Origin of the sequence: Caulobacter sp. 1776, from assembly GCF_040545685.1 — a bacterium.
Lineage (GTDB): Bacteria > Pseudomonadota > Alphaproteobacteria > Caulobacterales > Caulobacteraceae > Caulobacter.
In genome coordinates this window covers 23,946-48,058 of the sequence record NZ_JBEPMI010000008.1, presented here as the reverse complement: position 1 = coordinate 48,058, position 24,113 = coordinate 23,946, and the positions used below count along the sequence as shown (strand labels likewise).

The 24,113-nt window shown below is 66.6% G+C and carries 21 protein-coding genes; 15 read left to right on the top strand and 6 right to left on the bottom strand.

Annotated features, from left to right (window positions below):
- Positions 1-20: 20 nt before the first annotated feature.
- Genes ABIC66_RS20860 through ABIC66_RS20845 form a run of 4 tightly spaced genes read left to right on the top strand, consistent with a single transcriptional unit; the run spans position 21 to position 4,925 of the window.
- Positions 21-1,112: a nucleoside hydrolase gene (locus ABIC66_RS20860; RefSeq protein ID WP_354072777.1), complete on the top strand. Its 1,092-nt coding sequence runs from the start codon at positions 21-23 to the stop codon at positions 1,110-1,112.
- Positions 1,109-2,431 carry an NCS2 family permease gene (locus ABIC66_RS20855; RefSeq protein WP_354072775.1) on the top strand — a complete coding sequence of 441 codons (1,323 nt, stop codon included), beginning with the start codon at positions 1,109-1,111 and terminating at the stop codon, positions 2,429-2,431. The genes ABIC66_RS20860 and ABIC66_RS20855 overlap by 4 nt, the downstream gene beginning before the upstream one ends.
- On the top strand, positions 2,431-3,561 hold the full coding sequence (gene add / locus ABIC66_RS20850; RefSeq protein ID WP_354072774.1) for an adenosine deaminase: 1,131 nt from the start codon (positions 2,431-2,433) through the stop codon (positions 3,559-3,561). Before ABIC66_RS20855 ends, add begins: the two co-directional genes overlap by 1 nt.
- The gene (locus ABIC66_RS20845; protein ID WP_354072772.1) at positions 3,558-4,925 is read left to right on the top strand and encodes an MmgE/PrpD family protein; all 1,368 of its coding nucleotides are present in this window, start codon (positions 3,558-3,560) and stop codon (positions 4,923-4,925) included. The genes add and ABIC66_RS20845 overlap by 4 nt, the downstream gene beginning before the upstream one ends.
- A gap of 21 nt (positions 4,926-4,946) precedes the next feature.
- Here ABIC66_RS20845 and ABIC66_RS20840 read toward each other — a convergent pair whose 3' ends face one another.
- Complete coding sequence (locus ABIC66_RS20840; protein WP_354072771.1) at positions 4,947-5,309, bottom strand: CZB domain-containing protein; 363 nt, start codon at positions 5,307-5,309, stop codon at positions 4,947-4,949.
- 461 nt (positions 5,310-5,770) lie between these two features.
- Here ABIC66_RS20840 and ABIC66_RS20835 point away from each other — a divergent pair, with 461 nt between their 5' ends.
- Positions 5,771-7,366, top strand: a complete 1,596-nt coding sequence (locus ABIC66_RS20835) for an amidohydrolase (protein WP_354072769.1) — start codon at positions 5,771-5,773, stop codon at positions 7,364-7,366.
- Between the two features lie 41 nt (positions 7,367-7,407).
- Here the strand turns inward: ABIC66_RS20835 and ABIC66_RS20830 are convergent, their stop codons facing one another.
- On the bottom strand, positions 7,408-7,962 hold the full coding sequence (locus ABIC66_RS20830; protein WP_354072767.1) for an Lrp/AsnC family transcriptional regulator: 555 nt from the start codon (positions 7,960-7,962) through the stop codon (positions 7,408-7,410).
- Positions 7,963-8,428: 466 nt separating this feature from the next.
- On the opposite strand from ABIC66_RS20830, the gene ABIC66_RS20825 reads away from it, so the two are divergent.
- The 6 genes from ABIC66_RS20825 (at position 8,429) to ABIC66_RS20800 (ending at position 15,584) form a co-directional block, all read left to right on the top strand.
- The gene (locus ABIC66_RS20825; protein WP_354072765.1) at positions 8,429-11,233 is read left to right on the top strand and encodes a TonB-dependent receptor plug domain-containing protein; all 2,805 of its coding nucleotides are present in this window, start codon (positions 8,429-8,431) and stop codon (positions 11,231-11,233) included.
- Positions 11,234-11,429: 196 nt separating this feature from the next.
- Positions 11,430-11,714 carry a hypothetical protein gene (locus ABIC66_RS20820; protein ID WP_354072763.1) on the top strand — a complete coding sequence of 95 codons (285 nt, stop codon included), beginning with the start codon at positions 11,430-11,432 and terminating at the stop codon, positions 11,712-11,714.
- Between the two features lies 1 nt (position 11,715).
- Positions 11,716-12,156 (top strand): Spy/CpxP family protein refolding chaperone, encoded by a 441-nt coding sequence (locus ABIC66_RS20815; protein ID WP_354072761.1) that lies wholly within the window; start codon positions 11,716-11,718, stop codon positions 12,154-12,156.
- Positions 12,153-12,725: an RNA polymerase sigma factor gene (locus ABIC66_RS20810; RefSeq protein ID WP_354072760.1), complete on the top strand. Its 573-nt coding sequence runs from the start codon at positions 12,153-12,155 to the stop codon at positions 12,723-12,725. Before ABIC66_RS20815 ends, ABIC66_RS20810 begins: the two co-directional genes overlap by 4 nt.
- Positions 12,726-12,831: 106 nt before the next feature.
- Positions 12,832-14,652, top strand: a complete 1,821-nt coding sequence (locus ABIC66_RS20805; protein ID WP_502910385.1) for a copper resistance system multicopper oxidase — start codon at positions 12,832-12,834, stop codon at positions 14,650-14,652.
- The gene (locus ABIC66_RS20800; protein WP_354072757.1) at positions 14,649-15,584 is read left to right on the top strand and encodes a copper resistance protein B; all 936 of its coding nucleotides are present in this window, start codon (positions 14,649-14,651) and stop codon (positions 15,582-15,584) included. Before ABIC66_RS20805 ends, ABIC66_RS20800 begins: the two co-directional genes overlap by 4 nt.
- Before the next feature lie 35 nt (positions 15,585-15,619).
- Here ABIC66_RS20800 and copD read toward each other — a convergent pair whose 3' ends face one another.
- The 3 genes from copD to ABIC66_RS20785 form a co-directional block, all read right to left on the bottom strand.
- Positions 15,620-16,546, bottom strand: a complete 927-nt coding sequence (gene copD / locus ABIC66_RS20795) for a copper homeostasis membrane protein CopD (protein WP_354072755.1) — start codon at positions 16,544-16,546, stop codon at positions 15,620-15,622.
- Between the two features lie 2 nt (positions 16,547-16,548).
- A complete protein-coding gene (gene copC / locus ABIC66_RS20790) occupies positions 16,549-16,914 on the bottom strand; it encodes a copper homeostasis periplasmic binding protein CopC (RefSeq protein ID WP_354072753.1) in 366 nt (121 codons plus the stop codon).
- Positions 16,915-16,995: 81 nt separating this feature from the next.
- The gene (locus ABIC66_RS20785) at positions 16,996-19,212 is read right to left on the bottom strand and encodes a copper-transporting P-type ATPase (protein WP_354072751.1); all 2,217 of its coding nucleotides are present in this window, start codon (positions 19,210-19,212) and stop codon (positions 16,996-16,998) included.
- Positions 19,213-19,399: 187 nt separating this feature from the next.
- Here ABIC66_RS20785 and ABIC66_RS20780 point away from each other — a divergent pair, with 187 nt between their 5' ends.
- The 3 genes from ABIC66_RS20780 (at position 19,400) to ABIC66_RS20770 (ending at position 21,668) form a co-directional block, all read left to right on the top strand.
- Positions 19,400-19,681, top strand: a complete 282-nt coding sequence (locus ABIC66_RS20780) for a hypothetical protein (RefSeq protein WP_354072749.1) — start codon at positions 19,400-19,402, stop codon at positions 19,679-19,681.
- A gap of 202 nt (positions 19,682-19,883) precedes the next feature.
- Positions 19,884-20,786, top strand: a complete 903-nt coding sequence (locus ABIC66_RS20775) for an alpha/beta fold hydrolase (protein WP_354072748.1) — start codon at positions 19,884-19,886, stop codon at positions 20,784-20,786.
- Between the two features lie 99 nt (positions 20,787-20,885).
- Positions 20,886-21,668: a 3-keto-disaccharide hydrolase gene (locus ABIC66_RS20770; RefSeq protein WP_354072746.1), complete on the top strand. Its 783-nt coding sequence runs from the start codon at positions 20,886-20,888 to the stop codon at positions 21,666-21,668.
- Here ABIC66_RS20770 and ABIC66_RS20765 read toward each other — a convergent pair.
- On the bottom strand, positions 21,665-22,672 hold the full coding sequence (locus ABIC66_RS20765; RefSeq protein ID WP_354072745.1) for a LacI family DNA-binding transcriptional regulator: 1,008 nt from the start codon (positions 22,670-22,672) through the stop codon (positions 21,665-21,667). The genes ABIC66_RS20770 and ABIC66_RS20765 overlap by 4 nt on opposite strands.
- A gap of 178 nt (positions 22,673-22,850) precedes the next feature.
- Between ABIC66_RS20765 and ABIC66_RS20760 the strand changes: the two genes are divergently transcribed.
- Positions 22,851-24,110, top strand: a complete 1,260-nt coding sequence (locus ABIC66_RS20760) for an MFS transporter (protein WP_354072743.1) — start codon at positions 22,851-22,853, stop codon at positions 24,108-24,110.
- Positions 24,111-24,113: the final 3 nt, after the last annotated feature.

The following is a 24,113-nucleotide window of genomic DNA, read 5'->3' as shown; positions in this document are numbered from 1 at the left end:
CCTGTCGCTTTCCCCCTTGTTTGCGCCCAGCAGCCCTTGGTCTGGCGGCGCTGCTCGCGAGCCTGTCGCTCGCGGGCGGCGCGACCGCCCAGACGACTTCGTCGCCTTCGACGGAGAAGGTCACGATCTTCTTCGACAACGACTTCCTGGGCCCTGGCCAGAGCAACATCCAGTCGCTGATCCCGCTGCTGCGCGACGACCGGGTCAAATTGCTGGGGATCGGCGTCGTCACCGGCGACGCGTGGCTGAAGGAAGAGGCCGCCCACGCGCTGCGCTTCCTCGAGATCGCCAAGCGCCCCGAAGCGCCCGTCCACCTGGGCGCTCAGACGCCACTGATCCGCACCCAGGCCGAAATGGCCAACTGGGAGGCGCGCTATGGCAAGGTGCCGTTCAAGGGCGCCTGGAGCACCCCGCGGCCGGGCCGCACCTACCATCCCGAAGATCCCGACCTGATCCCGCCGATGCCGGAGGGCGAGCCCTCGATCAAGGCGTCGGACGAAGACGCGGTCCACGCGCTGATCCGCAACGTCCGCGCCCATCCGGGCGAGGTGACGATCGTCAGCGCCGGTCCTCTGACCAACATCGCCCTGGCCCTCCGCATCGCGCCCGACATCGCGCCCCTGGCCAAGGAGATCGTCATCGAGCCGGGCAAGCTGGACACCGCCGTGGCGCGGGTGACCGGCAACACCGACTACGCCACCGACTTCAACTTCATCTTCGACCCTGAGGCAGCCCACATCGTGCTGACCGCGCCCTGGAAGAAGATCACGGTCATGGGCAACGTCACCGCCGCGGCCAAGGCGACGCAACAGGTGGTCGATCGCATCGGCGCCGCCGGCACGCCGGTGGCGACCTACGTCAAGACCTATGCTCGCATCGGTCAGCCCCTGTGGGACGAGATCACCGTGGCCGTGGCCATAGACCGCTCGTTGGTCACCGAGGAACTGGTGGCGCGCATGGACGTCGACACCTTCGCCGGCCCGTCCTACGGCCAGCCGGTCGTCTGGAAGAGCGACATGGCGCCCAACAGCGGCGAGCGCGAGGTCCATATCGTACGGGCGATCGACGTGCCCCGCTTCGTCGAAACCTTCGTGGCGCAGGCTTCCAAATGAGCCGTCTGCAGACCTTCCTCGACCGCCGCTTCGCCCTGGAGGCGCGCGAGACGACGGTCGGCCGCGAGTTGATGGCGGGCCTGACCAGCTTCCTGGCGGCCGCCTATCTGATCGTTGTTATCCCCTCGCTACTCTCGACCGGCGGCATGGATCGCGGCGCGGCGACCACGGCGGCGATCCTAGTCATGGCGATCGGCAGCATCGCCATGGGGGTCTACGCCAACCTGCCGTTCATCGTCGGGCCCGGCATCGGCGGGTCGGTGATCCTGGGCGTCACGCTGGCCCACGCCGAGCATGTGCCCCTGGCCACCGGCCTGGCCATCGCCATGACGTCCGGCCTGCTGTTCCTGGTCCTGACCCTGACCGGCGCGCGGGAGCTGGTCGTCAAGATGATCCCGCCGCAGATCAAGCTGGGTCTGGGCGCGTCGATCGGCCTGTTCATCGCCATGTTGGGCTGCCGCGACGCCGGCATGGTCGCCGTCAACGCCAAGACCATGGCCCTGAAGCTGGGCGACTTCTCCCAGCCCGGACCCGTGGTGGCTCTGATCGGCCTGGCCGTCGCACTGGCCCTGCAGGCCCGCAGGATCCCCGGCGCGGTGCTGGCCGGCATCGCCGCCGCCGCCGTTGCGGGCGTTCCGCTGGGCTTGACCAAGCTTCCGCCCAGCGTGGTGTCGGCGCCCCACGCTCTGACGCCCATCGCCTTGCACGTCGACTTCGTGGGCGCCTTCACCCTGGCGTCGCTGCCCTATGTCTTCGCCTTCTTCGCCGGCGAATTCTTCTCGACCCTGGGCACCACCTTGGCGATCGGCGCCAAGGCGGGGCTGACCGACGCGGAGGGCAACTTGCCCGGCATCGAACGGCCGTTCCTGGTCGACTCCGTCGCCGCCGCGCTCGGGCCGCTGATCGGGATCCCCGCCGGCACGGCCCTCGTCGAATCCGCCGCCGGGGTCGAGGCCGGCGGCCGCACCGGCCTGACGCCTGTCGCCGCCGCCATGCTGTTCCTGGGCGCGCTGTGTCTGCTTCCCCTGGCCATGGCCATCCCGAAACAGGCCACCGCGCCCGCCTTGATCCTGATCGGCGTCTCGATGCTGGGCACCATTCGCCACCTGCGCAGCGAGGCGGTGACCGATCTGTTTCCGGCCATGGCCATGGTTCTGCTGACCCTGATCTCCAACAGCTTCGGCACGGGCATCGCCGGCGGCCTGCTGGTTCACGTGATCGTCCAGGTCCTGGCTGGCAAGGCGCGGGAGATCCCAGTCGGCCTGTTCATCCTGGCCATCCCGCTTGGCTATTACTTCTACACGGCCGCCACCCACTGATGACCGACATTGTCCAATCCATCGGAGCCGTCCCCGCGACCACGCTGGGACGCCAGACGACCGACGCACAGCGCGCGGTGTTTCGCGCCATCCCGAAAGTCGAGCTGCACTGCCACCTGCTGGGCGCGGTCCGCCGCGAGACCTTCACGGACCTGGTCCGCCGGCGCGGCGCGCCGATCACCGAAGCCGAGATCGCCGCGTTCTACGAACGGGGCTCGAAGCCGGTCGGCGTGCTGCGCGTGTTGCGGGCGCTGGAGCGTCATCTGCTGCTGGAGCCCGACGACTTCCGCCGGATCGCCTACGAGTATTTGCAGGACGCGGCGGCCGAAAACGTTCGTCACGCCGAGTTCTTCTGGAACCCGACCGCCACCGTCCGTGATACGGGCCTAGCCTATCGGGAGGCGCAGGCGGGGATTCTGATGGGAATCCGCGAGGCGCGCGACGACCTCGGGGTCAGCGCGCTGCTGATTCCCAGTATCGATCGCGAGGCCGAGGCCGCCTGCGCGCTAGAGATGGTCGAGCTGATACTGGACTGCCGCGATCCGGCTGTTCCCGGGATCGGCATTGACTATCGCGAGAACGACCGCCCGCCCGAGCTCTTCCACGAAGCCTACGCCCTGGCGCGTCGCCACGGCCTGAAGGCGACCGCCCATGCGGGCGAGTTCGGCATGCCCTGGACCAACGTCCAGACCGCCGTCGATCTGCTGAAGGTCGATCGCATCGACCACGGCTACACCATCGTCGACAACCCCGATCTGGCCCGGCGCTACGCCGAGCGGGGCCTGGTGTTCACCATCGTGCCGACCAATTCGTACTACTTGCGCACACTGGAACCCGAGCGCTGGGCGCTCGACCATCCCATCCGCGCCATGTCGGCGCTGGGCCTGAAGCTGCATCCCAACACCGACGACCCGACCCTGCACAATGTCACGCCGGGCGGCGCGTGGGAGCTGATGCACAGCCATCTCGGCTACGACATGGCCGATCTCCGCGAAATGATGCTGAACGGGGTGGACGGGGCGTGGGTCGATGACGATCAGAAGGCCAGGTGGCGCGCGGAATGGCCCGCGGCGTTCGACGCCCTGGTCGCGACGACCGCCTGGCCCGAGCCGGCCGTCTTCCCTCGATGAGCGCGACGGGTCTCACCGCGACGATCATTCGCCAGAGTCGCGCGGCGGCGGCCAATATTCCACCCGCGACACTGGAGATGGCCGGGCTTTGCGTCCTGGACTGGTTCGGGTTGGCGATCCGCGGAGCGCAGGAACCGGTGACTCAATGGGTTCGTGACGTCGCAATGGCGGAAGGCGCGGCGTCGGCGGCGTCCGTGGTCGGAGCGGGCGGAGGTTTCAGTGTCCGGCAGGCGGCGCTGATCAACGGCGTGGCGGGTCACGCGCTGGACTACGACGACGTCAACCTGGCCATGCATGTGCATCCTACGGCCGCCATCCTGCCGGGTCTGCTGGCCCTGGCGGAGGCTCGGGGCTTGTCGGGACGCTCGGTGATCGACGCCTTCGTCGTAGGCTACGAGGCGGCGGGCATGATCGGCTCGCTGATCAGCGCCAGCCATTATGCGCGCGGCTTCCACGCGACCGGAACGATCGGCGCCTTTGGCGCGACGGCGGCTAGCGCCCATCTTCTAGGGCTGGACGAGGAGGCTACGGCGCGCGCCTACGGCTTGGCCGGGTCGCAAGCGTCGGGCCTCAAGGCGCAGTTCGGCACGATGGCCAAGGCGTTGCACGCGGGCCGCGCGGCCGAGGCGGGGGTAATGTCGGCGCTGTGGGCTCAAGCCGGCGTCAGCGCCCGCACCGACATTCTCGAGCACCCCCGCGGATTCGCCGCCACCCAGAGCGACGGCCTGCCGGGCGGGATCATGCCCTGGGGCAGCTACGCGCTTGATCGAAACCTGTTCAAGTATCACGCGGCCTGTTTCGGTACGCACGGCGCCCTCGAGGCCATTGGCGCCTTGCGCCGTCAGGGTCTGGCTCCGGAGGCGGCGCGGGCGATCCGCCTAAAGGTCGACGCCGGCGCCGACGCCATGTGCAACATCGCCGCGCCGCGCACGGGGCTCGAAGCCAAGTTTAGCCTTCGGTTCAACGCCGCCCTGGCGCTGCAAGGCGTCGATACCGCCGACGTGGCCACCTACGATGACTCCGTGGTGCGCCGCCCAGACCTGGAAGCGATACGGCGACGGACCACGGTCGAACTCGCGCCGGCGGGATGGCCTGAAGACGTGACCGAGGTGAGGATCGAGACGACCGACGGCCGCGTGCTGGTCCAACGGCACGACGTATCTAGACCGTGCGGCGATCTGGGGGGGCGGAAGGTCCGGTTGCGAGCCAAGTGTCTGAACCTGATGAAGCCCGTCATCGGTGAAGAACGAGCGGGCGACCTCGTGGCGGATCTTGAGGGGTTCGCCAAGCGGGAAGAGCTTAGCGCGCTTTTGGGGAGCGCGCAGGTCTCGTTCTCCTCGGGCGGTTCCTGGTCAGAAGTTTAATTCCAAGGGAGCCCGCCAGCTTCAAGCGGCCAGCGAAGAGGCCGCCGCCCTCATCCGGCGCAGGGATGCGGTCAGATCCGCCAAGGCTTGAGCAAAGGGCGTTCCATGGCGCAGCGCCCGTTGGGCCTCGGCGAAATGACCACGGCCGATCTGATCGGCGATGGCGGCGGCCTGCTGATGGAAGGCGCGGTGGGTCTCGAGCAAGCCTAGGAAGGCATGATTGCCAGCCCAGCGTCTGGCGCCGTCGCCGTGCAACCAGCAGCCCGTGGGGCATTGTCGATCCGATCGCAAGGCGTCCGGGTCGATCGGCTGGCGCTCGATAATGGCCGCGACGAGCGCTTCGCGGATTTGGGTGTGTTGGTGTGCTTGTTCCTGAAAGTCCATGACCAAACCTCTCGGCTCAATCCGATAGGCTGGCTACGTATCGCGGTTTGGTTTCCGGCAGGTTTTGATCGATCGGGTTGTCCACAGGATCGCGCTGAATTCCCACGGATCCAGGCTCCAAATCGCTTGCGGACGGCGGGCCTCCGCGGATGGGGCAAGCGGCTCAGATCATCAAAGCAGCAGTCAGGCGCCGCGACTTCAAGAAATCGCTTCGAGATCGCTCACTTGCGAGGTGGCCGGAGGTTTCTGGCGCAATTTTCTTTAAGATCGATGAATATCGTGAGGGTTATATCTAACGGCGCACGATTTCGTCGTGATATTTCAATTTCGAGCCGGAAAGTGACGAAAAATCTTTTTGTCGCCGGGTTCGGGGGGCGGTTTGGGAAGGCGGGGCCGTCCGAGGCGGCGCACGGTCGCCGTCGCGCTGCAAAGCCTTCAAGTGTCACATAGTGGGGACTGGAATGATGAAGATCGCGAAGACCAAGACACTGGCCGCCCTGCTGCTGGCGAGCGCTATGACGGCGCCGGCGGCCATGGCGCACGCCGAGACCACGCCTGCCATGAAGGCGGCGGCGATCGCGGGCGTCGATGCGCGAACCAAGCTGAATCAGCAGATGATCGACCAGGTGTTCAGCTATGCCGAGCCCGGCTTTCAGGAGTTCCGCACCTCTGAATACCTGACCGGCATCCTCGAGAAGAACGGCTTCAAGATCACGCGCGGCGTCGCGGGCATTCCCACCGCCTGGACGGCGACCTGGGGGACGGGCGGCCCGCTGGTGGCGCTGGGCAGCGACATCGACGACCTGCTGGGACTGTCCCAATACCCCGGCGTCGCCGAGATCAAGCCGATGGTCGAGGGCGCGCCCGGTCACGGCGAGGGCCACAATTCGGGCATGCCCATGATGATCGTCGCGGCCCTCGCGGCCAAGGACGTCATGGAGAAGAACCATATCCCGGGCCGTCTGATGCTGTGGCCGGGCGTCGCCGAGGAGCTGCTCGCCACCAAGGCCTACTATGTGCGCGCCGGCATGTTCAGCGGCGTCGACGCCTCGATCTTCGCTCACGTCAGCAAGGATTTCAGCACCGGCTGGGGCCCGGGCGGCAATAACGGCATGGTCTCGGTGGAATACACCTTCCACGGAAAGACCGCTCACGCGGCCGGTCAGCCTTGGGACGGTCGTTCGGCCCTCGACGGCGTCGAGGTGATGGACATGGCCTGGAACATGCGCCGTGAACACCTGCCGCTGACCCAACGTTCGCACTATGTGATCACCAACGGCGGTGGTCAGCCCAACATCGTCCCGGGCGTCGCCACAGTCTGGTACTATTTCCGCGAGAACACCTTCGACTCGATCCGCGAGCTCTACGAGCTGGGCAACACCATCTCGCAGGCGGCCGCCATGGCCACGGGCACCACTGTCGAGCATCGCGTGCTGGGCTATGCCGCGCCCAACTATAGCAACAAGCCGCTGGCCGAGGCCGCCTACGCTAACATCAAGGCCGTCGGCATGCCGAAGTGGACCGCCGACGACCAGGCATTCGCCAAGTCGGTGCAGGTCGCGCAGAAGTTCAAGCTGCAGCCGCTGGCCACCGAGGTCGCGCCGCTTTCGACGCCAGACAGCCGCGGCGTATCGATGGGCGGTGGTTCGGACGACATCGGCGATGTGATGTGGACAGTGCCGACGATCACCATTCGCTATCCTTCGAACATCCCCGGCGCGATCGGCCACAACGTGACCTCGGCCATGGCGATGGCGACGCCGATCGCACACAAGGGGACCGAGGTCGGCGCCAAGGCCGTGGCCCTGACCGTGCTGGATTTGATGACGACGCCGAAACTGGTCGCCGACGCAAAGGCCTACTTCCAGAACGTCCAGCTGAAGGACACGAAGTATGATCCGGTGCTGACCAAGGACGACAAGCCGGCGATCTGGCTGAACGAGGACATCATGTCCAAGATGCGCCCGAAGATGGAGCCATTCTACTACGACTCCAGCAAGTACGGCTCCTACCTGGAGCAGCTGGGCGTCAAATACCCGAACGGACTTGCGAAATAGAGACTGGGCCGGTGGCGCCCGGAGACCTTTGGTGGGGAGGCCTAGCGCCTCCCCGAGCTGCCTCCGGGAGGGAGCGGGGAGGGTGGCTCGTTGCCGCGCGCCATGGCCTTTTCCTGGAAGACGATCGGTGGCGTGCCGCGTCGAGCGACCTCGCGCATCACGAAGCTGCTGCGGATCTTGGCCACGTGCGGCAAGGTCGACAGCTCGCGACGATAGACGCGGTCATAGTCCTCGAAAGACTCGACGTTGAGCATGATCAGGAAGTCCGTGTCTCCGGAAACGAAGCCGCAGTAGGAAACGGATGGGCATTTTACGACTTCGCGCTCGAATTCGTTTAGCGCTCGCTCGGCCTGAGAGCTCAACTCGATCGCGACGAACACCACCACGCTATAGCCAAGCATCGGCAAGTTCAGGTTCGCGGAATAGCTCAGCACCGCTTGGCGCTCTTCCAGGCTTTTGCGGCGACGCGCCACGGCGGTGCTCGAGAGGTTGATCTGCTCGCCCAGCCAGACGTCCGAAGCTCGTCCGTCTACGGAAAGCTCCTTCAGGATCTGATAATCGACGCTATCAAGGTCGATGTGTTCGGATTTCGACATCGAGTTCGCAACTCCGTGCATAAATCAGTAGCAAAAATACAGTTCAGCGCTGGAAAGCCAATTTTATAAAGTAATCCAAGAATAAATTGGTAATTTATGTTCATCGCGATCTGCAGGCGATGCGGCTTCAGCAGCGGACACGCTGGGCGTGAAATTCTTCTACACCACTCTTAAGGGGTGGTCCATGGGGTGGAAACAAGCAGAGATCGCCGCGGCGGCAAGATCGCATCGAGGCGTGTTGGGTGTAATGCCTAAGCGACGGGCTAGTTGATACGTTTCAACTAACACCCGTCGAGATGATTTGAGAGCCTGATGTAGATTTGTCTTGCCAGTACTTTGGCGAGCTTCGCGTAGTCGTGCTTTATCGCGCCCGAAATCATCAGTTTATTCTCGATGACGATCGCGGCGATAGTTTATCAATTTGACGGGGGATGGGATGAAGATCGGGAACATTGGCTCACCATTGATGGGCGCGCGCCGATATGCTTTGGCGACGGCCAGCGCCGCAGCGCTCCTGGCGTCGGGGCACGCAGCTTTCGCTCAAGCGGCCTCCGCCGAGACGGCCGCGCCGGCCGCGGAGATCGTCGAAGCCGTCATTGTCACTGGCTCGCGCGTGGCGCGCGACGGCTTCGATGCGCCTACGCCCGTCAATGTCCTGGGCCTGGAGGAGATCAAGGCGTCGGCTCCGGCCAACATCGCCGATTTCGTCAACACCCTGCCATCCGTGGCCGGCAGCTCGACGGCCGCCAACTCATCCGGCGCGCTCAGCAACGGCGCGGCCGGCATCAGCGCGCTGAACCTGCGCTCGCTGGGCACGGGCCGCACGCTGGTGCTGTTCGATGGCCAGCGCTCGGTGGTCTCGGCGTCCACCGGCCAAGTCGACACCAACACTTTCCCGCAGTCGCTGATTTCGCGTGTCGAGGTCGTGACGGGCGGCGCCTCCTCGGCCTACGGCTCGGACGCCATCGGCGGGGTGGTCAACTTCATCCTCGACAAGAACTACACCGGCATCAAGTCGTCCGTGGAGTACGGCGAGACGACCTACGGCGATGGCGAGAACTGGAAGTACAACCTGACCGCCGGTGGCGGCTTCGCCGGAGGCAAGGGCCACGTGCTGGCCAGCGCCGAGTGGTTTCACCAGGAAGGCGTGCACACGATCGACCGCGACTGGAACCGGACCGGCTATTTCGCGATCCGCAATCCGGACACCTCGGCGAGCGCGCCCTACTATATTGTCGCCAACCATATCGGCATCTCGACCTATACGCCGGGTGGCCTGATCACCGCCGGTCCCTTGAAGGGCACGTATTTCGGCGTCAACGGCGCGGTCAATCAGCTGGCCTATGGCGCGGTGTCGGGCCAATGGATGGTTGGCGGCGACTGGGACTATTCCTCTTCCGGCATAAACGGCACCAACACCCTGATCCCGGACGAGGACCGCAGCAGCTATTTCGGTCGCGTCAGTTATGAGCTGACGCCCAATATCGAGGTCTTCGGTCAAGCGTCCTACGCCAAGTACGAGGGGCTCAGCTACTACATCTCGCCTACCCAGACCGGCATCGTCATCCGCTCGGACAACGCCTTCCTGCCGGCGTCGGTGAAGGCCCAGATGACGACCTTGGGCCTGAGTTCCTTCACGATGGGCACCAGCAATATCGACATGCCGGCCTCGGGCAGCGCCATGGAGCGCGAGACCGAGCGCTATGTCGTCGGCGGGAAGGGCGACTTCTCGGTCTTCGGCCTGGGGATCGACTGGGACGGCTATTACCAGCACGGCAAGACCAAGACTCACGAACAGCTGACACCCACTTGGAACAACGCGCGCCTGGCCTTGGCCACCGACGCCGTGGTCAGCAACGGCCAGATCGTTTGCCGCTCGACGATCGCCGATCCGACCAACGGCTGCGTGCCGCTGAACCGCTTCGGCCAGGGCGTGGCCAGCAAGGCGGCCCTGGCCTACGTGCTGGGCGCGCCTTATCGCGACCAGCACTTCACGCAGGACGTCGCGGCCTTCAACCTCCGCACCAACGACATCCAGGGCTGGGCGGGCCCGATCTCGCTGGCGACCGGCGCGGAGTACCGCAAGGAGGAGATGGGCGGCTTCGTCGAGGCGCAATATCAGAGCAGCGGCTGGAAGTACGGCAACTTCCGCGCCACCAGCGGCAAGTACGACGTCGCCGAAGCCTATGCCGAGGCCGTGGTGCCGCTGTTCAAGGGCGCGGACTTCAACGGCGCCTTCCGCATTACCGACTACAGCACCTCCGGTACGGTCAAGACCTGGAAGGCCGGCGTCACCTACGCGCCGATCCCAGACATCAAGTTCCGAGGTTCGGCCTCGCGCGACATCCGCGCGGCCAACATGAGCGAGCTCTATGACGCGGGCACGGCGCGCAGCAACTCGGTCAATATCAACGGCGTCTCGACCCCCTTCGTCCAGAACCTACAGGGCAATCCCGACGCCAAACCCGAGGTCGCCGACGGTTACGGCGTCGGCATGGTCGTGTCGCCGCGCTTCCTGCCCGGCGTACAGGCCTCGATCGACTACTACGACATCCAGGTCAAAGGGGTGATCAGTTTTGTCACCGCCCAGCAGGTGACTGACTACTGTTACATCCAGAAAGTCACCTCGTACTGCAGCAACCTGAAGTTCGTCGGCGGGGTGCTGAACACGATCGACCTCTATTACGCCAACCTCAATAAAATGACCGCCAAGGGGTTGGACGTCGAAGTTTCGTACCGGACCGACCTGAGCGACCTGGTCTCGTGGGGCGCCGGCCAGCTCGCCCTGCGCGGGATGTTCACCCACTATATCGAGAACGTCACCGACGACGGGGTCACCCACATCGACCTGGCCGGCGCCAACACCGGCAGCACGCCAGACTGGGTCTATCGCCTGACGGCCAACTACAATCTCGACCACTGGGCTTTCAACCTGACGGCCCGCGGCGTCAGTGACGGCGTGGTCAGCAATGCCTATACCGAGTGCCAGAGCGCTTGCCCGGCCAGCGTCGCCCCGTACTACACGATCAACGACAACAGCGTTAAGGGCGCGCTCTATCTCGACCTGTCGACGACCTACAAGTTCGAGGTGGCCTCCAAGTCGGGCGAGGCCTTCATCTCGATCAAGAACCTGTTCAACAAGGACCCGGTGCTGGTCGGCAATCCCAGCAACCTGGGGGCGGAGAACACGGTGGGCTATCCGCAGACTAACCGCAGCCTCTACGACACCAACGGCCGTACATTCCGCGTCGGCTTGCGGCTCGACTTCTAGGGCGACAATCGATCCGCTTCGCCGATGGGCGGGGCGGATCGACCGCGTTCGAACCACATGGTTCTCCGGCTTGCGGACCGGCCAGGCCGACCTCAACATGCCGCTTCCCGTCCTTGGTCGCGGAGCAGAGTCATGCTTCGCGAGGGTTCGGGCCGCGAACCGCGTATGTGGGCGCATGGAGTGAGGGGAACCAGCGATGAGCGACAAGCTCGATCACCTTTTGGCGGTGCTGCGCGACCAGCCGCGGGAAGCGCTGCCCGGCCTGGAAGCGCGCGCCTGGGCCAGCATCGACGTCTGGCGCAGCCGCCGCAGCGCGTCACACGCGCTGGCGCCCCTTCGCGCCGCTTCGATTGTGGCGGCGCTGGGCCTGGGCGTGGCTGGCGGCAGCTTCGCCGACCACGCGGCCCGCAAGCCTCTAGAAGTCTCGGCCTTTGCGATTGACGCGCACTTGGCGCCGTCAACTCTTCTGATGGGCCGCTGAGATGCGCCGAATCTCGCGCGGCGCGATCCTGACCGTGGTGCTGGCTCTGCTGGCGGGCGTCGCTGGCGGATGGCTCGGTTCCGAGCGCCCATGGCTTCAGCACCGGAATCGGCCACTGCACGAGATGGTGCATCATGAGCTGGAGCTGAGCCCGGCCCAGGCCCGCCAGATCGAGGCGCTGGAGCAGGACTTCGCGGTCCGCCGTCAGGCGCGCGAGGCCGAGCTTCGGGCCGCCAACGCCGAGTTGGCGGCGGCGATCCAGGCCCACCACGCATATGATCCGCAGGTCGAGGCCGCCGTCGAGCGCTTCCATACCGCCATGGGCGCGCTGCAGTTGGAGACGGTTCAGCATGTCCTGGCGATGCGCAAGGTGCTGACCTCCGAGCAGGCGGCCAAGTTTGATCGACGCGTGAATGAGGCCCTCACAAGCGAGCAGCCGTGACCGCCGACTCCGACGACGAGGAGGACAGCGCGCTGGCCCGCCGCGCCGCGCGGGGCGACGAACGCGCCTTCGGCCAGCTCATGCGCCGTTACAAAGGGCCGCTGCACGCCTTGGCGCGTCGCCACCTCGGCGATCGCGAAGCGGCGCTGGAGGTGGTTCAGGAGGGCTTCGTCGCCGCCTGGAAGGCGCTCGGTCGATACGACACGGCGCGGCCGTTCGGAACCTGGATGCGGACGATCGTCCTCAACAAGTGCCGTGATCGGGGGCGGCGCCTTCGGGTGCGCCGCCTGGTTCTCGGCGACCGCTCGATCGATGCGCCCGGCGCGCCGGACTACGCTGATCCCGCGCCGGGGCCGGAAGCGGCGAGCCTCCGCGGCGAGCAGTTGGCGCGACTGGAAATGGCGATCGCCCGACTGCCCGACCAGCTCAAGGAGCCGCTGATCCTCACCTATCTCGAAGGCTATAGCCAGCAGGACGCCGCCGCTGCGCTTGGGGTCAGTGTCAAGGCCATCGAGACCCGCGCCTATCGCGCCCGCAAACGTTTAGCCGACTGGCTCGCCGACGTCTGATTTTTTCGCGGAAGCACGAGGGGAGCGAACGCGGGTCGCGTAGCATCCCTCGAGATCGCGCTGCGTCCTGTCGGACGCGCCGTCGCCGCGCGATCGGCAAAGGACTATGATGCGTCTATCCGATGAGGCTTTCGAGCGCCGTCGCTTCCTGCAATCCCTCGCTGTCGTCGGCGGGGGCGTGACCTTGGCCGGCCTCCTGCCCAGTTGGGCGCGAGCGGCGGGCGAGGGCGCCCCGCGGCCCGAGGGAGTTTCGGGATCCGAGATCAAGCTGACGGTCGGCCACACGCTGGTCAGCGTCGACGGCCGGAGCGCCCACGCGGTGACCGTCAACGGCGCCGTGCCCGGTCCGCTGATCCGCCTGAAGGAGGGACAGCACGTCCGCCTATCGGTGACCAACACGCTGGACGAGGACACCTCGATCCACTGGCATGGTCTTCTCGTGCCCTTCCAAATGGACGGCGTGCCCGGCGTCAGCTTCCCGGGCATCAAGCCAGGCGAGACCTTCACCTACCAGTTCCAGGTCCGCCAGTCGGGCACGTACTGGTATCACAGTCACTCGGGCCTGCAGGAGCAGATGGGCCACTATGGCCCCATCATCATCGACCCGGCCGGCGAGGATCCGGTCGCCTTCGATCGCGAGCATGTGGTGGTGCTTTCGGACTTCAGCCATCTGCATCCGCACCAGATCTTCAAGAGGCTGAAGCAGCAGAGCGGCGCCTTCAACTATCAGCGCCAGACCGTGAGCGGATTGCTTGCCGGCAAGGACCAAACCCTGGCCGAGCGCCTGGACTGGGCGAAAATGCTGATGGACCCGACGGACATCTCGGACGTGACCGCCGCGGCCTACGCTTTCCTGATCAACGGCCATGGGCCCGAGGACAACTGGACGGGTCTTTTCACGCCGGGCGAGCGCGTGCGTCTGCGGTTCATCAACGCCGCGGCCCAATCGATGTTCAACGTCCGCATTCCCGGCCTGCGTATGACCGTGGTGGCCGCCGATGGCCAACTGGTGCGCCCCGTCGAGGTCGACGAGTTCCAGATCGGCAACGCCGAGACCTACGACGTCATCGTCCAGCCCACCGGGGACCGGGCCTTCACCATCGTCTCGGAGTCGGTCGACCGCTCGGGCCTGGGCCGCGCGACCCTGGCGCCGCGTCCGGGGATGGGCGCCGACGTCCCGCCCGTCCGTGAACGGCCGCTGTCCACTATGCGCGACATGGGCATGGACATGGGAGGCATGAAAACGGAGGGCATGGACCACACGGCCGCGGGGAGCGGCGCGATGGCCGCCCCTCCCGCGCCGGGCATGGGCCCGCCGCGCCAGCGCGGCGGCGACGTGATGGGCAAGATGGATATGGGGGGCATGGACATGTCCATGCGCAACCCCGACAACGCACCCCAGGTCAAGCTTGGCCCGGGCGTCCAGTCGATCGCGCCGATGCCGATGGATCGGACCGGCGAACCTGGCCAGGGCCTGGGTGGCGTGGGCCACCGGGTGCTGGTCTATCGCGACCTCGTGGCCCTAACCCCCAATCCGGATACGCGCCCGCCCGAGCGTTCGCTGGAGATCCATCTCACCGGCAACATGGAGCGATTTATCTGGGGGTTCGACGGACGCAAGTTCGACGAGCGACCCGCGCCGTACGCCTTCCGAACGGGCGAGCGCGTCCGTCTCGTCCTGGTCAATGACACCATGATGGCCCACCCCATCCATTTGCACGGACACTTCTTCGAGTTGGCGTTCGGCCCGTCTGGCCAGATGCCGCGCAAGCACACCGTGATCGTCCTGCCCGGCGGACGGGTGAGCGTGGACTTCACCGCCGAGGTCGGCGATTGGCCCTTTCATTGTCACATGCTCTACCACATGCACGCGGGGATGTTTCAGGTCTTCAGCGTGCGTGACGCCCAAGGGGAGGGTGCGCGATGAAGGCCTCGCTGCTCGCCCTCCTGCCGGCGCTATGGGCCGCGCCCGCCTTGGCCCAGCATGCTGGTCATCCTGACCACGACATGAGCGCCATGCCGGGCATGTCCGCGCCAACGGCGAAGCCGCCCTCCGCCGCCGACCCGCACGCCGGTCACGACATAGGCATGGGCGCTGAAGCCATGGGACCGCCACCGCTGCCCGATCACCAGACCGCTCCGCCGACGACGCCGACCGATTATCTGGCCGACAAGGTGTTTTCTCCGGCCGAGATGGAGCGTGCTCGCGCGCAGCTGCGCCGCGAGCACGGCGGCGCCCGAGCCTCGCAGGTCATGGCCAATCTCCTCGAATATCGAGCCCAGTCGGGCGGCGACGGTTATCACTGGGACGGCGAGGCTTGGTTCGGCGGCGATTTCAATCGCCTGGTGATCAAGTCCGAGGGCGAGGGCGACCGCCACGGCGTCGAGACGGGCGAGATCCAGGCGCTCTATTCGCGACCCGTGGGCGTCTATACCGACCTCCAAGTCGGCCTGCGGCAGGATGTCGAGCCCAAGTCGCGAACCTACGCTACGGTCGGGTTCGAGACCCTCTTGCCCTATTGGATCGAGGCGAGCGGCGCGGTGTTCGTCTCCAACAAGGGCGACGTCCTGGCGCGCGCCGAAGGGGCGATCGACTGGCGCCTCACCCAGCGCCTGATCCTGCAGCCCCGCACCGAGCTCAACTTCGCCGCCCAGGAGGTTCCCGCCACGGCGACCGGTTCAGGGCTGTCGAATGGAGAACTGGGCCTTCGGCTGCGTTACGAGATCCGCCGGACGTTCGCGCCCTATGTCGGCGTCAGTTGGTCGAGACGCTTCGGACGCACCGCGGACTTCGCCCGCCTTCGTGGCGACGACGTCTCCGAGACCAGCTTCGTCCTCGGTTTGCGGGCCTGGTTCTAACCTTCGATCCAAGCGACCCCAAAGTCGTTGGTCGCCTACTGTGCGACGATAGGGGAGAGCCGGCCCAGCCAGGCTACGGCGGCGAGGAGCGCGAGCGCCGCGCCCAGCTCCAGCGCGAGGCTGCGGCGCAGGGCCCCGACCTCGGGGCTGTGGTCGGCCGGATCCCTCAGGGCCTGGCGGAGGGCGGGCGTCAGGCGAAACCGGTTGGCGGCGGCCAGCAGGATCATGGCTCCGAACAGGGCGAGTTTCAGGAGCAGGAGTTCGCCATAGAGGGTGCTGCCCAGGGCCGGCGCGCCAGCCAGGCCGATGAGAAACCAGCTGTTGATGAGGCCGGTCGCCGCCAGCGCGGCCACGGCCCCCGTGCCAACACCGGAAAAGCCCGTCAAGGCCGAGTAAAGGACTGGAGCGGCCGCGCCACCGCGCCAGCCGTCGCCGGCCAAGGCCAGAAAGAACGCCAGGGCGCCGATCCAAACGGCGGCGGCGATCAGATGGGCGATATCCGCGCCAAGATGCAACGCGCCAGCGAGGCCTTCCGTGGCCGCGCCGTGGCCCATCCAGGCCATGCTTCCGACCGCCACGCCGCCGAGCAGGGCGGTGATCAGGAAGGTCACGCGGCGTGGCGGCGAAGGCAGGAGGACCAGGAGCGCGAGCGTCGCGGCCGCGGCGCGCGCCACCGAGGCCGCGCCCATGTCCATCTCGGTCAGCGCCGAGACCAAAGTGGCTGGATCCAGGGCCGCGGGGAGCGAGCCGGCGAGCACGGCTGTCTGCAGCAGGAAGCCGGCCAGCGTGGCGAGGGCCAATGCGGCCGCCGCGCCGGCGAGCAGTCGCCGAGGCCAGCCAAGGCCCGCGGCGCTGAAGGCGCCCGCGGCCGGCAAGGCGTAGAGCGTGAACAGGGCGCCGCCCGCGAGGACGAAGCTGGTCGCATATTGCGCCCAACGCAGCAGGACGACCGCGGTCTCCATGGCTACTTCACCGTGAAGGTGATCGCGCCGTCCATGCGGTGGCCGTCGTCGGCGGCGGCCGCGTGCCAGGTGAGCTTATAGACGCCCGCCCCAAGAGGGGCCTTGGGCCTGCCGTTGATGGTCTTGCGGTCGGCGGACAGCGAGGTTTTCACAGGCGATTTCAGACCGTCGGCCATCGCGAGTTCGAAGCTGGAGAAGGTCGGAGCCAGTTTTTCGTTGAACGTCAGGTGGATCGCCTTGGGAGGCGCGACCGTGGCGTTTGCCGCCGGATCGGACGAGACCAGCTTGGCGTGGGCGCTGGCCTGGCCAGCCGAAAGCGCCAGGGCCGCCATAGTGGCGGCGATCAAGATATCAGAGCGTAGGGACATGGGCGTGGCTCTCGTGGAAGGTTTGCCTAGATCCTTACGCGGCCCGCCTCGATGCCCCTCGCCATGCCCGCGGCGGACCGTTCAAAGCTTGATCGCCCGCAGGCGCAGGGCGTTGGCTACCACGCTGACCGAAGACAGCGCCATGGCGCCGGCGGCGATCGCTGGCGACAACAGCCAACCGAACACCGGGTAGAGGACCCCCGCGGCGAGGGGCACGCCCGCGACGTTGTAGGCGAAGGCGAAGAACAGGTTCTGGCGGATATTGCCCATGACGGCCCGAGAGAGCCGTCGGGCCTTGACCAGACCCTCCAGATCGCCATGCAGCAGGGTGACGCCAGCGCTCTCGATGGCGACGTCGGATCCGGCCCCCATCGCAATGCCAACCTCCGCGGCGGCCAAGGCGGGCGCGTCGTTCACCCCGTCGCCGGCCATGGCCACCCGGCGGCCCTCGGCGCGCAGCTTCTTGACCACGGCCGCCTTTTCCTCTGGCAGGACATCGGCCTCGACCTCGTCGATGCCAAGGCCGCGCGCCACGGCTTGGGCGGTCGTGCGGTTGTCGCCGGTGAGCATCACGATGCGAACGCCCTGGTCCCTGAGAGCGGCGACAGCGTTCCTGGTGGTCGGCTTGATTGGATCGGCGATCGCCAGGACGGCGGCCACGGCCTGGTCCACGGCTACGAAGATCGCCGTCGCGCCCTCGCGCCGCAATGCGTCGGCCTCGCCGGCCAGGACATCGGTCGATACGCCCAGCTCATCGAGAAACCGGGCCGAGCCGATGGCGAGGGTGCGGCCCGCGACCTTGCCCACCACGCCCTTACCGAGCGGGGAATCGAAATCCTCGGCGGCGAGCAGCGGCAGGTGCCGGTTCGCGGCGGCGCGTACGATCGCTTCGGCCAAGGGGTGTTCACTGGCGCGTTCTAGGCTCGCGGCCAACTGCAGCACTTCGTCCTCGGTGTAGCCGGACTGGGGCTTGATGGCGGTGACCGCGGGGCGGCCCTCGGTCAGGGTTCCAGTCTTGTCGACGATCAAGGTGTCGATCTTCTCGAAACGCTCCAGGGCCTCGGCGTTCTTGATGAGCACCCCGGCGCTGGCGCCTCGACCGACCCCCACCATGATCGAGAGCGGCGTGGCCAAGCCCAGGGCGCAGGGACAGGCGATGATCAGCACCGAGACCGCCGTCACCAGGGCGAAGGCCATGCTCGGGGGCGGGCCGAACGCCGCCCATGCCGCGAATGCGGCAAGGGCGGCGAGTATCACCGCCGGGACGAACCAGCCCGAAACCTGGTCGGCCATCCGCTGGATCGGCGCGCGGCTGCGCTGAGCCTCGGCGACCATGGCCACGATTTGGGCGAGTAGAGTGTCTGCGCCGACCTTGTCGGCTCGCATCACGAACGATCCGGTCTTGTTGAGCGCGCCGCCGATCACCTTGTCGCCGGGGGCCTTGTGGACCGGCATGGATTCGCCCGTGACCAGCGCTTCGTCCACCGAGGCCTCGCCGGAAACTACCTGGCCATCGACGGGGATCTTCTCGCCCGGACGCACGCGCAACTCGAAGCCGACCTCGATCGCCTCGACCGCGATTTCGACATCGCCCTCGTCGACCACGCGGCGAGCGGTCTTCGGCGCCAGGTCCAGCAGAGCCTTGATGGCGCCCGAGGTGTTCTCGCGCGCCCTCAACTCCAGCACCTGGCCAAGTAGGACAAGCACCGTGATGACCGCGGCGGCCTCGAAATAGATCGGCGTCGAGCCGTCTGGGCGACGGAAAGCCGGCGGGAACAGGCCCGGCGCCAGGGTCGCGACCACGCTATAGGCCCACGCCACGCCGACGCCCATGGCGATCAGGGTGAACATGTTGAGCCGCCGCGTGACCAGCGAGCGCGCGCCACGCTCGAAGAACGGCCAGCCGCAACCCAGCACCACGGGTGTGGCGAGTGCGAATTGAATCCAGTTCGAGATGTGCGGCGACAGGTGCAGCCGCATCAACCCCATGTGCCCGCCCATCTCGAGGACGAATACCGGCGCCGCCAACGCGAGGCCGATCCAGAAGCGTAGCGTCATGCTCCGCAGTTCAGGATTGGGCCCGGTGTCGGCGGTCGCCTTCAGTGGTTCGAGCGCCATGCCGCAGATCGGGCAGGCGCCTGGCCCAGGGCGGCGGATCTGCGGATGCATCGGACAGGTATAGACCACGCCCTCTTGCGCTGGCGGCGCGGCGGTGATCGCCTTGGTCGAATGGCGATCGCCCAAACCCGAGCTTTGGGCATGACCATTGTGGTGAGGATGTTCGGACGATGGGGACATCTGACGCTCCGGCCGCTCGGTCATCTGGAACAATACGCGGCGTCGGCGATCGTCCCTTGACCGTCAGGCGCGTGGGCCGACCTGCGGGAACCGTCGGACGTAAAACCACGCTCGGCATTGACCTGGGTCAAGGCGGCGAGCGAGACCGAGCGCGTCATTCGAGGTATCCAGAAACGGAGGAACGCCTATGCGCGTGCTCGCTATCGCCTCGATCTTCGCCATGACTGTATCGGGCGCCGCCGTGGCCCAGGAAGGCCAGGCCGCCCCTCACCAGGACACCGCGGCGCCGCCGCCGACGCACGAAATGTGCAAGGCGGTGATGGGAAAGGCCATGAACCCGAAGTCCCCGCACGACCACGGCCGCGACAAGACGGGCGCGCCGACCTGGCCGAACGGCAAGGCTCTCACGGCGGCCGAGATGGAGCAGATGCACAAGGCCTGCGCCGAGAAAATGGCTTCTAAAAAGTAACTGGCCTTTGGCTCACACACTCGGACGGAGGTTCAGCGTTTGGGCTGAACCTGTTCGCCGACCAGACTCATGCGCGTGCTGCGTGGCGGACGCCATGTCTGAAACGCAGCGTCATAACACCAGGCAAATTCTATCGATGGATTGAGCCGCCACGGCGCTGCGCGCGTTCCCGAGACTGCCCAACGGGAACCCGGACAGGATCATGCCGCAGCAGCCGATAAATTTCGTCGATACGCCACTTCTCCGCGTCGCCTTCCTGGAGGATGGGCCGCGAAGCGGTTGGCCCGTTATACTGGTGCATGGCTATCCCTACGATGTTCATGCCTTCGAGGTCGATGCGCGGCTCCTGGCGGCGGCAGGGGCAAGGGTGATCCGGCCCTATGTCCGCGGTTACGGTCAGACGCGGTTCTTGTCGGACGAGGCGATGCGCAACGGTCAGCAGGCCGCTCGAGGCCGGGACCTGATCCAGCTTGCCGAGGTCCTTCGGCTGAACCGGCCGATTCTGGCCGGGTTCGATTGGGGTGGGAACGCCAGTTGCGTCGCCGCCGCGCTTTGGCCCGAGCAGGTCGGCGGACTGGTGTCCTACGCCGGCTATGACATCATCGATGTCGACGCGCAGCGTTCGGCCAGCGCCCCGTCGCTCGAACGGGTGTGTTGGTATCAGCATCTATTCCAGTCGGAACGCGGTCGCGCCTGCCTGCGAGACAATCGTGTCGAGATCGGTCGCATGCTGTGGCGCGAATGGTCCCCGGGTTGGGCGTTCGACGAAGCGACCTACGCGCGGACCGCCGAGGCCTTCTCCAACCCGGATTTCGTCGACGTCGTCATCCATGCCTACCGGTTCATGCACGGGCGCGACGCTGGCGATCCTGAGTTGCGGCCGCTGGAAGACAGACTCGCGCGGCGACCGCCAATCGCCGTTCCGACGGTGACAATCGACGGAACGGAAGACCCCCTAAAGCCAGGAGGAACGGCCGATCACGCCCGACTTTTCAGCGGCCCTCACGAGCATCGGACGCTGACCGTCGGCCACAACGTTCCGCAAGAGGCCCCTGGCGCCTTCGCCGACGCGGTGCTGAAGGTCCACAGCTGGGGGACCGCCTGAGACCCTATGCGTATCGATGACGGCGCTGTTTTTCGGCTCTAGCGGGGTGCGGCGGTGCGTCTATGGTGCCGACGCCTTCACCACGGAGCGACGACCGACATGAAGCCGAAGAAACTCACGCTGGCGCTCGCCTTGGGCGGACTGCTGATCGGTTCCCTGGCCTTGGCCCAGACCAAGCCCGAAGAAACCGAGGTCTGGAAGCCGGTTCCGCCAGTGGTCGCGCCGGCGCGCGAGATCGGCGGCGCGCCGTCCGACGCCATCGTGCTGTTCGATGGCCGGGATCTCGCGCAGTGGGTCTCCACCCAGGACAAGTCGCCGGCCGCCTGGCGCGTCGAGGACGGGGTGCTGACCGTCGACAAGACGCGCGGCAACATCGAGACCAAGCGCAGCTTTCGCGACTATCAGCTTCATCTGGAATGGCGGATCCCGGCCGACATCACGGGGACGGGCCAGGCGCGAGGCAATAGCGGGGTGTTTCTGGCCTCCACCGGTCCCGGCGATCACGGCTACGAGCTGCAGATCGTCGATTCCCACGACAATGCGACCTACGTGAACGGTCAGGCCGCCAGCCTCTACAAGCAGCATCCTCCATTGGCGAACGCTAGCCGCAAGCCGGGCGAGTGGCAGATCTACGACGTGATCTGGCGGGCGCCGGTGTTCGGCGCGGACGGCGCGTTGGTTTCGCCGGCGACGGTCACCGCGCTTCACAACGGCGTCCTGGTGCAGGACAACGCGACCCTGTCCGGCGAGACCGTCTATATCGGCAAGCCGGCCTACAAGGCGCACGGTCCAGCGCCGATCAAGCTGCAGGCCCACGGCGATCCCAGCGCGCCGATCAGCTTCCGCAACATCTGGGTGCGTGAGCTGGCCCCGCGGTCCTAGGCCGGCGGCGGCGCCGTGCTCGCCCGCACGACCAGGCGGTGGGGCAGGGTGACGTTTTGCAGGGCGCTGGCGCGGTCCGCCAGGATGTCCAGCAACAGCCGCACGACCTCGTGGCCGATCTGCTCCGTGGGCTGGCTGACCGTGGTCAGTTGCGGATGCAAGTACTGGGCGAAGCGGATGTCGTCGAAGCCGACCAGTGAGACGTCTTGCGGACATCGCAGGCCGCGCTGGCGGATCGCCTCGAGCGCGCCCATGGCCATCTCGTCGCTGAAGCAGAAGACGGCGGTTGGGCGACCGGGCTCGTCCAGCAGTTCGCCGGTCTGACGCACGCCGGACTCGATGGAAAAGTCGCCGATGGCCATGCGCAGCGCGCTGGCGCGACCGCGCCGTTGGGCGGCCGCGAGCACGCCGGCCAGGCGGTCGCTGCTGATCGGGCTGGCCAGCGGACCGGTCACGACGCCCACCCGGGTGTGGCCGAGGTCATAGAGATGCTCCATGACCTCGGCGGCGGCGCGTTCGTTGTCGATGTGGGCGCTGGACACCGCCAGGCCGGGCCGGAACTCGCAGCCGTTGACGATCGGCGTGCGCGCGCCCTTGGCCGCGACCATGTCGGCCAGGACATCGGGCAGGCGGTGGCCCAGGAAGATCAGGCCGTCGGCCTCCTTGCGGCGGAACATCGCCGCGTATTGCTCCTCGCGCGCCTCTTCGTGGCGGGTGTCGCCCAGCAGCACGGAATAGCCGGCCGCCAGGGCGGCTTCCTCGACACCCCGGATGACCTGGGAGAAGAACGGATTGGAGATGTCCGGCACGGTGACCAGGATCTTTTCGGTCCGCAAGGTGCGCAGGCTCTTGGCGGCGAAGTTCGGCTCGTAGCCGAGGCGGTTGACCGCCTCCATCACCTTTAGCCGGGTCGGCTCCAGGACGAGTTCGGGCGCGCTGAACACGCGTGAAACCGTCGCCGTGGAGACGCCTGCATCGCGCGCGACATCTTGAATAGTGGCCATTGGCGGGACACTGGCGACAAGCCGCCCGCTTTGCAAGGCGCAGCTCGCGGCGACCGATGACGTTAGCCGGGTTGCCGGTTTAGCGGACCCCTGTTATCGATGATTTCGATTACATCGGAGCGGATGCGGCCCAAAAGGGCCGAAACGCCGCCCAAGCTGGTCGGGGAGGGCCAGAACCATGAAGACGAGCTTCCGGCTCTTCCTGATGATGGTGCTTCAGCTGGCGATCTGGGGCGCCTGGGCGCCGAAGATCTTCCCCTATATGGGCATGCTGGGCTTCGCGCCGTGGCAGCAATCGCTGGTCGGCAGCGCCTGGGGCGTGGCCGCCCTGGTCGGCATCTTCTTTTCCAACCAGTTCGCCGATCGCAATTTCTCGGCCGAGCGGTTCCTAGCGGTCAGCCACCTGATCGGCGGCCTGGCCCTGGTCGGAACGGCGCTTTCGACCAGCTTCTGGCCGTTTTTCGCCTGCTATCTCATCTTCAGCCTGGTCTATGTGCCGACCTTGTCGGTGACCAACTCGATCGCCTTCGCCAATCTGCGCGACCCGGCGGCGGACTTCGGCGCGGTTCGGATGGGCGGCACGGTGGGCTGGGTGCTCGTCAGCTGGCCCTTCATCTTCCTGCTGGGCGCGCACGCCACGGCCGAGCAGGTGCGATGGATCTTCCTGGTCGCGGCGATCATCTCATTCGCCTTCGCCGCCTACGCCCTGACCCTGCCGCACACGCCGGCGCGCAAGGACGCCGCGGGCGTCGACAAGCTGGCCTGGCGACGCGCGCTCAAGCTGCTGGCCGCGCCGTTCGTGTTGGTGCTGTTCCTGGTCACCTTCATCGATTCCGTGATCCACAACGGCTACTTCGTAATGGCCGACGCCTTCCTGACCAACCGGGTCGGGATCGCGGGCAATCTCAGCATGGTGGTGCTGAGCCTGGGCCAGGTGGCCGAGATCCTGACGATGTTCTTCCTGGGACGGGTGCTGGCGAAGCTGGGCTGGAAGGTCACGATGATCGTCGGTGTGCTGGGCCACGCCGCGCGCTTCGCGGTGTTCGCCTTCTTCGCCGATAGCATCCCGGTGATCGTGGCCGTGCAGCTGCTGCACGGGATCTGCTACGCGTTCTTCTTCGCCACGGTCTACATTTTCGTGGACGCGGTGTTCCCCAAGGACGTCCGCTCCAGTGCTCAGGGCCTGTTCAACCTGCTGATCCTGGGCGTCGGCAATGTGGTCGCCAGCTTCCTGTTCCCCACCCTGATCGGCAAGTTGAGCCACACCGGCGCCGATGGCGCGGCGGTGGTCGACTATACGACGCTGTTCCTGGTTCCGACCGGTCTGGCCCTGGCGGCCGTCTGCCTGCTGGCCCTCTTCTTCAAACCCCCGACGCGCGGACCGGTCGACGAGGGCGACGCCGTCGCGCCCGCCGCCGCCAGCCCGGCGCAGGTCTGACCC